Raw genomic sequence first — 11632 nt, 5'->3', positions numbered from 1 at the left:
CTCCAGGACTGGTGATCTGGGGGTGCGGGGTGGCACGGGCGAAACCACGGGAAGTCGATGCCGAGCTGTGGGCGGTGATCGAGCCGCTGTTGCCCAAGATCGAGCGCCGGATGCGGCACCCAGGACGCAGGCGGCATCCCGACCGGCTGGTGTTCCAGGGCATCCTGTTCGTGCTGCACACCGGAATTGCCCGGGACCACCTGCCGCAGGAACTCGGCTTCGGTTCGGGCATGACCTGCTGGCGCCGACTGGCGGAGTGGAAAGAGTCCGGGGTGTGGCCCCGGCTGCACGAGGCCCTGCTCGCCGTGCTGCCGCTCCTCCAAGCCGTGCCGCCCATTCGCGGCAAGCGCGGCCGCCGCCTGGTGTGGGACCTTGGCGTGACCCAACGCTGGGTGGTGGAGCGCGCGTTCGCCCGTCTGCACTGGTTCCGCCGCCTGCGGATCCGCTGGGAGGTCTGCCGACGACATCCACGAGGCCTTCCTCACTCTCGGATGTGGACTGCTCTGCTGGCGGCGCCTGAAAGGACTCCGGTGGGAGATTCCGGTTCGGCGACAAAACCTCGTGCAGCGCGCCTCCACGAGAACCTTCCGACGGGCTGAGTACCGGGCGAACCGGCAGCAGTTCCCCTGCTCGAAGTAACGTCAGGGCGCATGGTGTCTCTGTTCGCATTCTTCGGTCCGCCCGCGATCACACTTCTCCTCTTCGCCGCTGGGACATTTCCGTACGCGTTGTGGGTGGCCAGGAGGAAGCCCTCGCGGGCGGCCCGCTGGGCGGTGATCGGCAGCGCGGCAGCGATCGCTGCCTACGGGGCCGGAACCGTCTACGGGATCGCCTTCACGAATCCGCTCGACGTGTGTGGAGACAAGACCGGTGACGGCGTGTACATGGACGCCGGGCGGGACTACGGGCTGACATCGGTGAGCGTGGACAGCTTCCCTCCGTCCATCACCTGCCACTGGACCAGCGGCCACAGCACCGAAGCGGTGTGGTTCTGGACTGCGCCCCTGCTGTACGCAGGGCTGGCCTGCTCCGTCGTCTGCTGCGCACTGCTTCTCGTCAACCGAAGGCGAAGGCCCTAAGCGCCTCTCACATCGTCCATTCTGTGAGGGGTTCTAAGTCTGCTGCCGGCACGGGCGACCAGGAGCACCTGCTACGCGGGTGCCCGGTTGCGCTGCGCCGTGGCCTTGGCCTCGTGGCTGGACGCCGCGTAGCGTCTGACCATGAACAGGCAACTGCGAAAGAACGTGGTGCTCGTTGCCGCCGGCGCGGTCGTCGCTGCAGCCCTGGCGAAGGAACTCCGCAAACCCTCAAAGGCGCGCACCTGGACAGGGCGCGTCTTCGGCCTCCCGTACGACTTCCGGCGGCCCACACCGGAGAGGATCGCCCGCGAATTCTGGGATCCCGACAGCGATGCCTTTTTCACGCCGCACGCCTTCGGCGTCGGATACGGGCTGAACCTGGCCCGTGTGACCCGTGTGCTACGCCGTTCTCGTTGACCGGGTTCCAGCGACTGCCTACAGCTGCTGGCCGTTGCTCAGCGGTGCCAAGTTCCCATCTCAGTGCGCGTGCAGCGGGCCAGCGTCCCTGTGCCCCACGCTTGAGGCACAGGGGCATTGGTCGCTTCCGTGTCCATCAGTCGTCGGCGACCAGCGCAGTGAGGTCCAGCAGCCGGTTGGTGTAGCCCCATTCGTTGTCGTACCAGCCGAAGACCTTGGCGAGGTTGCCGTTGGCCTGGGTGAGGGCGGCGTCGAAGATGCAAGAGGCTGGGTCGCCGATGACGTCTCGGGAGACGATGGGCGCCGTCGAGAGGCGCAGGATGCCGTTCATCGGGCCGTCGGCGGCCGCGGCGAAGGCGGCGTTGATCTCGTCGGCCGTGGCCTCTCGGTTCAGCACCACCGTGAGGTCGGTGAGCGAACCGTCTTCCACGGGCACCCGGACGGCGATCCCGTCCAGCGCGCCGGCCAGCTCCGGCAGTACGAGGCCGACGGCGCGGGCGGCGCCCGTGCTGGTCGGGATGATGCTCAGGGCTTGCAGATCATCAAGGTGTTGCTTCCCGTCCGAAGGCTCGTTGTTGTGGTATGCGCATTCCGGACGAGATCCGTACCCAACTCGCTGTGAAGTTCGAGGTGTTGTTCCCGCATCTGGATGAGCGGCAGCGACGGCTGCTGATGGCCGCAGAGGCCCGTGTCCTGGGACACGGTGGTGTTCGGGCCGTCGCGTGGGCGGCCTCGGTGAGTGAGACCACGGTCCGCAAGGGCGTGTTCGAGCTGGAGGCCGGTGAGGAGCCTCTGGGACGGGTGCGGCGGCCAGGTGGGGGTCGCAAGAGGGTCGCAGATCTCGATCCGGGTCTGCGGCCGGCACTGCTGGCGCTGGTCGAGCCGGACGAGCGCGGTGATCCGATGTCGCCACTGCGGTGGACGGTCAAGTCGACCCGTAACCTTGCGCGGGAGCTGGCCCGGGCCGGGCGCAAAGTCAGTGCGGACACCGTCGCCGACCTGCTGCGGGAGGAAGGCTTCAGCCTGCAGGCCAACGCCAAGACCATCGAGGGAAGCCAACATCCCGACCGGGATGCCCAGTTCCGCTATCTCAACGAGCAGGCTCGCGATCACCGGGACGCCGGCCAGCCGGTGATCAGCGTGGACACCAAGAAAAAGGAGCTCGTCGGCGAGTTCAAGAACAACGGACGCCAGTGGCGGCCTGCGGCTGATCCGGTGCCGGTGAAGGTCCATGACTTCGCCGACCCCCAGCTGGGCAAGGCCGTCCCGTACGGGATCTACGATCTCGCGGCAGACACCGGCTGGGTCAACGTGGGCACCGACCACGACACCGCCGCGTTCGCAGTGGAATCGATCCGCCGCTGGTGGTCCGGCCAGGGCCGAGCCGCCTACCCGCAGGCGACACGACTGCTCATCACCGCGGACGCGGGCGGCTCGAACGGCTACCGCACCCGGGCCTGGAAGCTCGAACTCGCCCGGCTCGCCGCCGAAACAGGACTGACGATCACCGTCTGCCACCTGCCGCCGGGCACATCGAAGTGGAACAAGATCGAGCATCGGCTCTTCTCGCACATCACCATGAACTGGCGCGGCCGCCCGCTGACCAGCCACGAAGTCATCGTCCAGTCCATCACCGCGACCACCACCCGCACCGGACTGCGCGTCATGGCCGAGCTGGACACCAACACCTACCCAACCGGAGTCCAGATCGGCGACGCGGAGATGGCGGCCCTGCCACTGGCCCGACACCCCTTCCACGGCGACTGGAACTACGCCGTGCACCCTCATCCGTGCCCTGCCGTCCCAGCACCACGGACTCCGCAGAAGCCGGCCCCGGACTGGGACCATGCTCTACTGTCCGATCCCTCCATGACCGGCATGACCCGGCAGCAACTGAGCGACCTCACCGACACTTTGGCCGTCGACGGCAACGTCAAGCGCGGACGCCCGCCCCGACTCGCCTTCCCCGACCAGGTCCTGGCGGCCGTCCTTCACCTGCGGGTCGCCCTGGCCGCGGAACCCCTCGCCGTGCTGTTCGACAGCAGTCGCACCGCCATGCACCGCACCCTGCTGAAGATCAGGACACTACTCAAGGCCCACAGCATCGTCATCCCGCCGGCAGCTACCCCGCCCTCCGCCCTCACAGCCCTCCAGGCTCGGGTTCAAGCCCTGAGTGGCGACCCCAACAGCATGATCAAGACAACGCGTTAATGATCTGCAAGCCCTCAGTGCCGCCGAGCGGGCGCGGCGCAGGTCCTTGTGGGGGCCGTCGAGCAGGGACTGGTCGTTGGTGTAGCCGTGGACGGTGGTCAGCAGGCCACGGTCGATGCCGAAGTCCTCGTCGAGCACCTTGGCCATCGGCGCGAGGCAGTTGGTGGTGCAGGAGGCGGCCGAGATGATCCGGTCACGGTGCCGGTCGTAGGTGTCGTCGTTGACGCCCACCACGAGGGTGGCGTCCACGCCCTTGCCGGGCGCCGACAGGAGCACTGTGTGGGCGCCTGCCTTCAGGTGCAGGGCCGCGGCGTCGCGGTCGCGGAAGCGGCCGGTGGACTCGATGACGATGTCGGCTCCGTAGTCGGACCAGTGCAGGGCGGCCGGGTCGCGCTCGGCGGTGACGGCGATACGCCGGCCGTCCACGGTGATCGAGCTGTCGTCGTGCACGACCTCGCGTCCGATGTGCCCGAACGTCGAGTCGTATTCCAGGAGGTGGGCGAGGGTGGCGGGCGGGGCGATGTCGTTGATGGCGACGACGTGGACGTCCTGGGTGCCCGCCTCCGCGCGGTCGAGGGCCGCGCGGAGATAGGTGCGGCCGATGCGGCCGAAGCCGTTGATGCCGACGCGTACGGTCATGGTGAGGAGCTCCTTTACAGTCGGGGGGGCCTACCGTGGTCAGAAGTGACTCAGTGAGTCGTCGGTGGTGGAGGCGGTATGGCCGGTAAGAAGGCGGCGAAGCTGCCGCGCGAGGTGTATGAGAAGGAACTGCTGCGTCTGCAGACGGAGTTGGTGAAGCTGCAGGAGTAGGTGCGGGCGGAGGGCGTCCGGCTGGTCGTGATCTTCGAGGGGCGGGACGCGGCGCGCGAGGGCGGCACGATCGAGCGGGTCCCTGAGAACTTGAACCCGCGGGTGGCGGATGCTCGTGGAGGACGGGGATCCTGCTGCGCAAGTACTGGTTCCCGGTGAGCGACACCGAGCAGCAGGAGCGGTTCCGGCGTCGTCTGGAGGGTTCGCTGCGCCGTTGGAAGCTGTCGCCGACGGACCTGGAGTCGATCACCCGTTGGGAGGCCTGCTCGCGGGCCAAGGACGAGATGCTGATCCACACGGACATCAGCGAGGCGCCCTGGTACGTCGTGGAGAGCGACGAGAGGCGCCGGGCGCGGCTGAACATGATGGCCCACCTGCTGAGCTCGGTTCCGTGTCACGAGGTGTCGCCGCCGGTGATGGAGCTTCCGCACTGGCCGCCGTCGACCGGCTACGAGCGCCCGCCGCGTGATCTGCAGACGTACGTGCCCGATCACGCGGCGCGCCTCTGAGCAGCCGGTCACCTCGCTCACGCCCGCTGGGGGACGACGGCGACGGGGCAGACGGCGTGGTGCAGCACCGCGTGGGCGACACGGCCGAGTTGGAGGCCATAGTGGCCCTCGCGGCGCCGGGCCCCGACCACGAGCAGGTCGGCGTCGGCCGAGGCACCGAGAAGCACCTGGCGGGCGTGCCCCTCGACGGTACGCCGATGCACCTCCACATCAGCCGGGACGTCCCGCAGCGCCACTTCCAGCACCTCCGCGGCCCGCTCCTCGTGCAGTCGGGCCGGTTCACCCGCCAGCAGGGGGTGGTCGGTCGTCTCGTGCGCGGGGCAGCGCCAGGCCCGCACGGCCTCCAGCGGCACACCTCGGCGCCGTGCCTCCCCGACGGCGAAGCGCATCGCAGCCGCGTCCGCCGGCTCCTCGCCGACGCCCACGACGATGCGGCCGTGCCTGCCGGGTACGGCCCGGTTGTCGTGGCTGCCGCGCAGCACGATCACGGGGCAGTGCGCGTGGCCGGCCACCGTCACGCTGACGGCGCCGAGGAGCGCCTCGGCCAGGCTGCTCCGGCCCCGAGAGCCCAGAACCATGGCAGCGGCGGTGCGGCTTTCCCGTACCAGCGCGTACTCGGGTTCCTCGGGCAGCACGTCGGTGGTGACCTTCACGTCGGGTCGGCGGGTGCGGACACGGCGTGCGGCGGTCTCGACGATGTCCTCGGCCATCACCTGTTCGGAAGGCTTGCCGAGATCCTGCGCCAGCGCGGTGCCTTCGTACCGTTCCCACAGCGAGGCGTACACCAGCCGCAGCGGCAGCCCGCGCAGCGCGGCTTCGTCGGCCGCCCAGTCCACGGCGCGCAGGCTCGGCTCCGAACCGTCGACGCCGACGACCAGGGGCAGTTCCATCGTGCTCACCTTCCCGCGTCCAGGTCGAAGACGATCCGGGCCTTGATGTCACCGCGCAGCACGGCATCGATGGACTCGTTCACGGAGGCGAGCGGGCGCGTCTCGTAGATGACCTCGGTCCGGTCGGCGGCGTGGAGCTGGAAGACCTCGGCGAGGTCCTGGCGCGTGCCCACGATCGAGCCGATCACCGAGGTGCCGTTGAGGACGGTGTCGAAGAGCGGGACCTGGATCGTGCCGTGCGCGGGCAGGGCCACCATGACGAGCTTTCCGCCTCGCCGCAGACCGGAGTTGACCGCCTCGAACGCGGCAGGGTTCACCGCGAGGGCGATCGCCGCGTGGGCGCCGCCGTGCTTCTTCAGCTCCTTGCCGACGTCCTGCTTGCGGGCGTCGATGACGAGGTCGGCGCCCAGCTCCGTGGCGAGCTGAAGCTTGTCGTCGGTGACGTCGATGGCTGCGACGGTGGCTCCGGCGATTCTGGCGTACTGCAGGGCGAGGTGGCCGAGGCCGCCGACGCCGGAGATCGCGACGAGTTGGGCGGGGCGGACGCCGGCGACCTTGAGGGCCTTGTACGTGGTGACGCCGGCGCAGGTCAGTGGGGCCGCATCGAACGGGGTGACGCCGTCGGGCACAGGCTGGGCGAAGTCGGCCCAGGCCAGCATCTTCTCGGCGTAGCCGCCGTCGCAGCCGTATCCGGTGTTGATCTGCTGCTCGCACAGCGTCTCCCAGCCGGACAGGCAGTTCTCGCACCGCCCGCACGCCTTGCCGAGCCACGGCACCGCGACGCGCTGCCCGGCGGACAGGTGGGTGACGCCCTCGCCGAGCTTCTCAACGACGCCGACACCTTCGTGACCGGGGACGAAGGGTGGGGTGGGCTTGATGGGCCAGTCGCCGTGGGCGGCGTGGATGTCGGTGTGGCACAGCCCGGAGGCCTCGACGCGGATGCGGACCTGGCCGGGGCCGGGTTCGGGGTCGGGGCGCTCCTCGATGACCAGGGGCTCGCCGAAGGCTCGTACGACCGCTGCCTTCATGATCTGTTCTCTCCTCCGGAGGGGTGCGTCGGTGGTCTCTCAGTCGTGGGCGACGACGGCGACGGGGGCGGTGGAGTGGTGCAGGACGGCGTGGGCGACGGTGCCGATGTGGGCGCCGACGGAGGAGCGGCGGATGCGGCGGCCGACGACGACCAGGGAGGCCTCGTGGGAGGCGTCGATCAGGAGGAGCGAGGGGCTGCCGTAGTGCGACTGCTCGACGACTTCGACGACGGGGTACTTCTGCCGCCAGGGGCGCAGCACCTCGCTCAGGACTACGGCGTCGCTCTTCGCCATCTCCCGCTCGACCGCGGGCTCCAGGGCCATGCCGTAGGCGTAGTAGGGCGGCGGGTTCCAGGCGTGCACGACCCGCAGCGGCACCGAGCGTCGCGCCGCGGCCTCGAAGGCGAACCCGATCAGCGCCTCGTCGGGGCCGGCGACGTCGAGCCCGAGGACGACGGGACGGAACCCTGTGCCCGCGGACGGGATGCCCGCGGGGTCCATCTCGTGCTCGTCCGCGGCCTGCTCGCCGGCGTGGACCAGGACGACGGGCCGCTCGGTGCGCGCCACGACCGCGAGACCGACCGAGCCGACCAGGAAGCCGCCGATGCCGCCCAGGCGGCGTGAGCCGAGGACGAGCAGTTCGGCGTCCTGCGCCGCCCGGCCCAGGGCCTCGGAGGGGAGTCCGGTGAGCTGCTCCGTGGTCACCTCGACGCCAGGGTGGCGCAGCCGCAGTCCCTCGGCGGCCTCGCGGGGAATCCTCCCCCAGCCTTCGGCCGGGGGTACCCCCATCTCGCTTCGCTCGGTCCAGTGCTGGAGAGTCTCGGCACCGCGATGCGTCGCTTCGGCCAGGTGCCCGGGGATCGGCTCCCAGGCGTGGACGAGCTTCACCGGCAGTCCGCGCAGCTGCGCCTCGCGGGCCGCCCATTCCGCGGCGGCGCGGCTCTCGGGCGAGCCGTCGAGACCCACCATGATGGTGCGGGGCATGTTCTCCACCTCCTGAATCGGGGCCCGAGAGGCCCGATTCCAGCGTCGTGTTCGGGGATTGGCGGGGCAGAGGCCGCTGGTCCTTCGGCGGGGACCATGGGCCCAGCGCACGGATCGGGGGACCAGCCCGGGGCGAGGCCCGTCCCGCCGCGTGCGGGTCAGCGCAGCCAGGTGTGGTCGCGAACGATCGGCAGCCGAGCCCACAGCCGGCCCAGGCCCCAGGTGGCGCCCGCGCCCGCTGCCGCCACGGCGATCAGCGCGACAGCGTAGATCACGTGGTAGTCGGCGAACGGATTCGTCGACATGCTCGGCGAGCCGTTCGCCAGGTGCCTGGCCGGCGGCCACTCGGCCATCCACATCAGCGCCATCATCGCCGTGCCCGCCCCCGCGGCCGGCCGCAGCGCCACACCGGTCATGACGGCCAGGCCGATGCCGAGCAGGCCCAGCATGAACAGCCAGTCCGCCGAGGTGTCGCCGGCCCAGGAGTGGAACGTCGACTCCATCGGCCCGGCTGCGACGGAGTTGAGGAAGCCCTTCGTCGGCGACCCGCCGTCGATCCAGCCCTTGCCGGACGCGGTCGCGTAGCCCAGGCCGAAGGTCTTGTCCAGGAACGCCCAGAGGAAGACGAACCCGGTCAGGATGCGCAGTGAGGCGAGGGCGTGGGCCTGCGCGGTGTGCGTGCCGAGACGTGCCGACACAGCGGACTTGGAGCCGGTCCTGTGCCAGCGGAACGCGGCCGACAGGTGGAAGCCCGGGCTCCGGTGAGGGTGCTCGTGCACGGCCATGATGGTGATCCCTTCGGGAATGTATGAATCGTCTTCTCCTTGACGTGTCTCACTCTCGTCCGATGCCTGACGCCACGCCGGATGCCGAAGGTCTCCGGCCGTTGGGCTGAACGTCCCTGCATGCGAGGCCCGTTGGGCTGGCGGTGGCGGACCGGTCAGGTTGGACACCGGGCGAGTGTCGCGGTTGATCGCGCGGCCATGGATGCTGAGCACAGGCAGAGAGGGGCGGCATATGGCCGAGGTCGCGGGCAGACGGTCTTCGTGGTGGCGTCGGCTGGTACCCGGCCTCGACGCCCTGCTCGGCTACCGGCGCTCGTGGCTGAGAGACGACCTGCTGGCCGGCGTGTCGGTGGCGGCGTACCTCGTCCCGCAGGTGATGGCGTACGCGGGCGTGGCCGGGCTGCCACCGGTCGCCGGGCTGTGGGCGATCCTGCCCGCCCTGGCCCTGTACGCGTTGTTCGGTTCCTCCCGGCTGTTGTCGGTGGGTCCCGAGTCGACGACCGCCCTGATGACGGCCACCGTGGTCGGCCCGCTCGCCGGCGGGAGCGCCGGGCGCTACGCATCGCTGGCCGCAGCCCTCGCCGTCACGGTCGGCCTGCTGTGCCTGGTCGCGCGGGCGGTGCGGCTGGGCTTCCTCGCGGACCTGCTCTCCCGCCCTGTTCCGGTCGGATATCTGGCCGGGGTGGGCTTGATCATGATCGTGAACCAACTGCCCCGGCTCACCGGCGTGCGGACAACCGGGGCGCAGCTTCCCCCCCAACTTTGGTCCTTCGCCCGTCGTCCTTCCGGACGTCGATGCGGCCACGGTCGTCTTCTCAGCCGTCGCGCTGGTGTTCCTGTTCACGGCGAAGCGGTACGTACCGGCGCTGCCGGGACCGCTGCTCGCGGTCGTACTCGGCACGGTCGCCGTCACCGTCTTCGACCTCGACCACCGGCACGGCATCAAGGTGATCGGCGGGGTGCCGTCGGGGCTGCCCTCGGTCGCGCTGCCGGACCCGGGCGAGCTGCCGCACCTCGTACTGCCCGCACTGGGCGTCCTGATCGTCGCCTACACCGACTTCATCCTCACCGCGCGCGCCTTCACCGGGCGCACCGACGACGAGCCGTGCCTCGACCCCAACCAGGAGCTCCTGGCGCTCGGTGCAGCCAACCTCGGTGCGGGCGCCCTGCACGGCTATCCGGTCAGCAGCAGCGCCAGCCGTACCGCGCTCGCCGCCTCGACGGGCGCCCGCAGCCAGGGCTATTCGCCGGCGGCCGGAGCGGTGGTCCTCGCCGTCCTGCTGTTCTTGAGCCCCCTGCTGAGCCGGACGCCTTCGGCGGTGCTGGGAGCGCTCGTCGTGTACGCAGCCGCCCGCATGATCGACCTGGCCGGCTTCCGCCGCCTGGCCTCCTTCCGCCGCCGTGAACTCCTGCTCGCACTCGGCTGTCTGGCCGGCGTGCTCGCTCTCTACATCCTGTACGGGGTGATCGTGGCGGTCGGCCTGGCGGTGGCCGAACTGCTGACGCGGGTGGCGCGGCCGCACGACGCGGTCGAGGGGCTGGTGCCCGGGTTGGCCGGCATGCACGACATCGATGACCATCCGCAGGCCCGCACGATCCCGGGCCTGCTGGTCAACCGCTACGACTCTCCGCTGTTCTTCGCCAACGCGGAGGACTCCCGGCGCCGGGCCCTGGCCGCCGTCGACGAACAGACCGTTCCCGTCCGCTGGTTCGTGCTCAACACCGAGGCGAACGTCGAGGTCGACATCACGGCGCTCGACGCGGTGGAAGAGCTGCGCCGCGAACTCGGCCGCCGGGGCGTCGTGTTCGCCCTCGCCCGGGTCAAGCAGGACCTGATGGACGGCCTGAGGGCTTACGGCCTGGCGGACTCCGTGGGCACGGCCCTCATCTTCCCCACGCTGCCCACCGCGGTGGCCGCCTACCGCGAGTGGAACGGCGAGCGAGAGGAACCGGTCCTGGACGCGCGGCAAGGAGCGGGACCGGCCACCCTCTCTGTCACCCGACCGTGAGGTCCGGCCGGATCAGCGTGCCCGACCTGCCGTGGACGATCTCGTGGGCTGCGTCCAGTGCGCCGATCGCGGCCAGGCCGCCGGTGTGCTCGACGAAGCGGGCAGCCGCCTCGGTCTTGGGACCCATGGAGCCGGCCGGGAAACCACCGTGCCGCAGGTCGCGGGGGGTGGCGTCGCGCAACGGGTGCTGGTCAGGGGTGCCGTAGCCCTCGTAGACACAGGGGACGTCGGTGAGGATGAGCAGGAAGTCGGCCTTGAGATCCTCGGCGAGCAGGGCCGCGGTGAGGTCCTTGTCGACGACGGCCTCCACCCCGGTCAGTGCGCCGGTGTCGCGGTCGGCGGTGACGGGTACCCCTCCCCCGCCGGCGCAGATCACCAGGGTGCCGCTGTTCAGCAGTTCGTGGATGGTGTCGGTCTCCAGGATGCGTTCGGGTGCAGGTGAGGCGACGACGCGCCGCCAGCCGGTGGTGTCCCGGGCGATGTGCCAGCCCCGCTTGCGCGACAGTGCCTTGGCCACCGGCGCGGAGTACACCTGCCCGACGAACTTCGTGGGCCGTTCGAAGGCGGGATCGTCGGCCCGCACGAGGGTGTGCGTCACGAGGGCGGCGATCCGGTGCCCGGGCAGAGCATCGTGCATCGCACGGGTGAGCAGGGAGCCGATCATGCCCTCGGTCTGGGCACCGAGCAGGTCCAACGGGTAGGGGGCGCTGAGCGCGGGGTCGGCCTCGCTCTCCATGGCGAGGAGGCCGATCTGCGGGCCGTTGCCGTGGGTGATGACCAGCTCGTGCTCGTGGGCGAGGGCGGCCAGTGCGGTGGCGACCCGGTCGATGTTGGCCTGCTGGACGGCGGCGTCGGGGCGTTCGCCGCGGTGTAGCAGGGCGTTGCCGCCGAGGGCGACGACGATGCGCAT

8 protein-coding genes and 5 pseudogenes are annotated in these 11632 nt (G+C 70.4%); 6 read left to right on the top strand and 7 right to left on the bottom strand.

Going from position 1 to position 11632, the window contains the following annotated elements:
- Positions 1–29 precede the first annotated feature (29 nt).
- The 3 genes and pseudogenes from LMU33_RS24735 to LMU33_RS24725 all read left to right on the top strand — a co-directional run.
- Positions 30–510, top strand: a pseudogene (locus LMU33_RS24735) (transposase); the annotation flags it as partial.
- Positions 511–650: 140 nt separating this feature from the next.
- Positions 651–1079: a hypothetical protein gene (locus LMU33_RS24730; RefSeq protein WP_228622808.1), complete on the top strand. Its 429-nt coding sequence runs from the start codon at positions 651–653 to the stop codon at positions 1077–1079.
- Between the two features lie 141 nt (positions 1080–1220).
- Positions 1221–1496 carry a DUF5808 domain-containing protein gene (locus LMU33_RS24725; protein WP_228622807.1) on the top strand — a complete coding sequence of 92 codons (276 nt, stop codon included), beginning with the start codon at positions 1221–1223 and terminating at the stop codon, positions 1494–1496.
- A gap of 136 nt (positions 1497–1632) precedes the next feature.
- On the opposite strand, the pseudogene LMU33_RS24720 reads toward LMU33_RS24725, so the two are convergent.
- Positions 1633–2028 (bottom strand): annotated as a pseudogene (locus LMU33_RS24720) (type I glyceraldehyde-3-phosphate dehydrogenase); the annotation flags it as partial.
- A 50-nt stretch (positions 2029–2078) separates the two neighbouring features.
- Here LMU33_RS24720 and LMU33_RS24715 point away from each other — a divergent pair.
- The gene (locus LMU33_RS24715) at positions 2079–3707 is read left to right on the top strand and encodes an ISAzo13 family transposase (protein ID WP_228622806.1); all 1629 of its coding nucleotides are present in this window, start codon (positions 2079–2081) and stop codon (positions 3705–3707) included.
- An 11-nt stretch (positions 3708–3718) separates the two neighbouring features.
- On the opposite strand, the pseudogene LMU33_RS24710 reads toward LMU33_RS24715, so the two are convergent.
- Positions 3719–4346: pseudogene (locus LMU33_RS24710) on the bottom strand (type I glyceraldehyde-3-phosphate dehydrogenase); the annotation flags it as partial.
- A 78-nt stretch (positions 4347–4424) separates the two neighbouring features.
- Here LMU33_RS24710 and LMU33_RS24705 point away from each other — a divergent pair.
- Positions 4425–5026, top strand: a pseudogene (locus LMU33_RS24705) (polyphosphate kinase 2 family protein).
- 17 nt (positions 5027–5043) lie between these two features.
- Here LMU33_RS24705 and LMU33_RS24700 read toward each other — a convergent pair.
- From LMU33_RS24700 to LMU33_RS24685, 4 genes are all read right to left on the bottom strand, one after another.
- Positions 5044–5916 (bottom strand): universal stress protein, encoded by an 873-nt coding sequence (locus tag LMU33_RS24700; protein ID WP_228622805.1) that lies wholly within the window; start codon positions 5914–5916, stop codon positions 5044–5046.
- Between the two features lie 5 nt (positions 5917–5921).
- Positions 5922–6944 (bottom strand): zinc-dependent alcohol dehydrogenase, encoded by a 1023-nt coding sequence (locus LMU33_RS24695; RefSeq protein ID WP_228622804.1) that lies wholly within the window; start codon positions 6942–6944, stop codon positions 5922–5924.
- A 39-nt stretch (positions 6945–6983) separates the two neighbouring features.
- A complete protein-coding gene (locus LMU33_RS24690; protein ID WP_228622803.1) occupies positions 6984–7928 on the bottom strand; it encodes a universal stress protein in 945 nt (314 codons plus the stop codon).
- Between the two features lie 158 nt (positions 7929–8086).
- The gene (locus tag LMU33_RS24685) at positions 8087–8713 is read right to left on the bottom strand and encodes a hypothetical protein (protein ID WP_228622802.1); all 627 of its coding nucleotides are present in this window, start codon (positions 8711–8713) and stop codon (positions 8087–8089) included.
- Positions 8714–8945: 232 nt separating this feature from the next.
- Here LMU33_RS24685 and LMU33_RS24680 point away from each other — a divergent pair.
- A pseudogene (locus tag LMU33_RS24680) lies at positions 8946–10722 on the top strand (SulP family inorganic anion transporter).
- Here LMU33_RS24680 and LMU33_RS24675 read toward each other — a convergent pair.
- Entirely contained in the window at positions 10709–11632 is a 924-nt protein-coding gene (locus LMU33_RS24675) for a carbamate kinase (RefSeq protein ID WP_228622801.1), read from the bottom strand. The pseudogene LMU33_RS24680 and the gene LMU33_RS24675 sit on opposite strands and share 14 nt — an antisense overlap.

Origin of the sequence: Streptomyces barringtoniae, assembly GCF_020819595.1 — a bacterium.
GTDB classification, from domain to species: domain Bacteria; phylum Actinomycetota; class Actinomycetes; order Streptomycetales; family Streptomycetaceae; genus Streptomyces; species Streptomyces barringtoniae.
Note: the sequence above shows the minus strand (reverse complement) of the source record. Positions and strands in the feature narration are given on the sequence as shown.

Bases quoted from the DNA above. Each gene is read 5' to 3' on its own strand.
- LMU33_RS24730 (WP_228622808.1), top strand. From the start codon at position 651: ATGGTGTCTCTGTTCGCATTCTTCGGTCCGCCCGCGATCACACTTCTC.
- LMU33_RS24725 (WP_228622807.1), top strand. From the start codon at position 1,221: ATGAACAGGCAACTGCGAAAGAACGTGGTGCTCGTTGCCGCCGGCGCG.
- LMU33_RS24715 (WP_228622806.1), top strand. From the start codon at position 2,079: ATGCGCATTCCGGACGAGATCCGTACCCAACTCGCTGTGAAGTTCGAG.
- LMU33_RS24700 (WP_228622805.1), bottom strand. From the start codon at position 5,916: ATGGAACTGCCCCTGGTCGTCGGCGTCGACGGTTCGGAGCCGAGCCTG.
- LMU33_RS24695 (WP_228622804.1), bottom strand. From the start codon at position 6,944: ATGAAGGCAGCGGTCGTACGAGCCTTCGGCGAGCCCCTGGTCATCGAG.
- LMU33_RS24690 (WP_228622803.1), bottom strand. From the start codon at position 7,928: ATGCCCCGCACCATCATGGTGGGTCTCGACGGCTCGCCCGAGAGCCGC.
- LMU33_RS24685 (WP_228622802.1), bottom strand. From the start codon at position 8,713: ATGGCCGTGCACGAGCACCCTCACCGGAGCCCGGGCTTCCACCTGTCG.
- LMU33_RS24675 (WP_228622801.1), bottom strand. From the start codon at position 11,632: ATGCGCATCGTCGTCGCCCTCGGCGGCAACGCCCTGCTACACCGCGGC.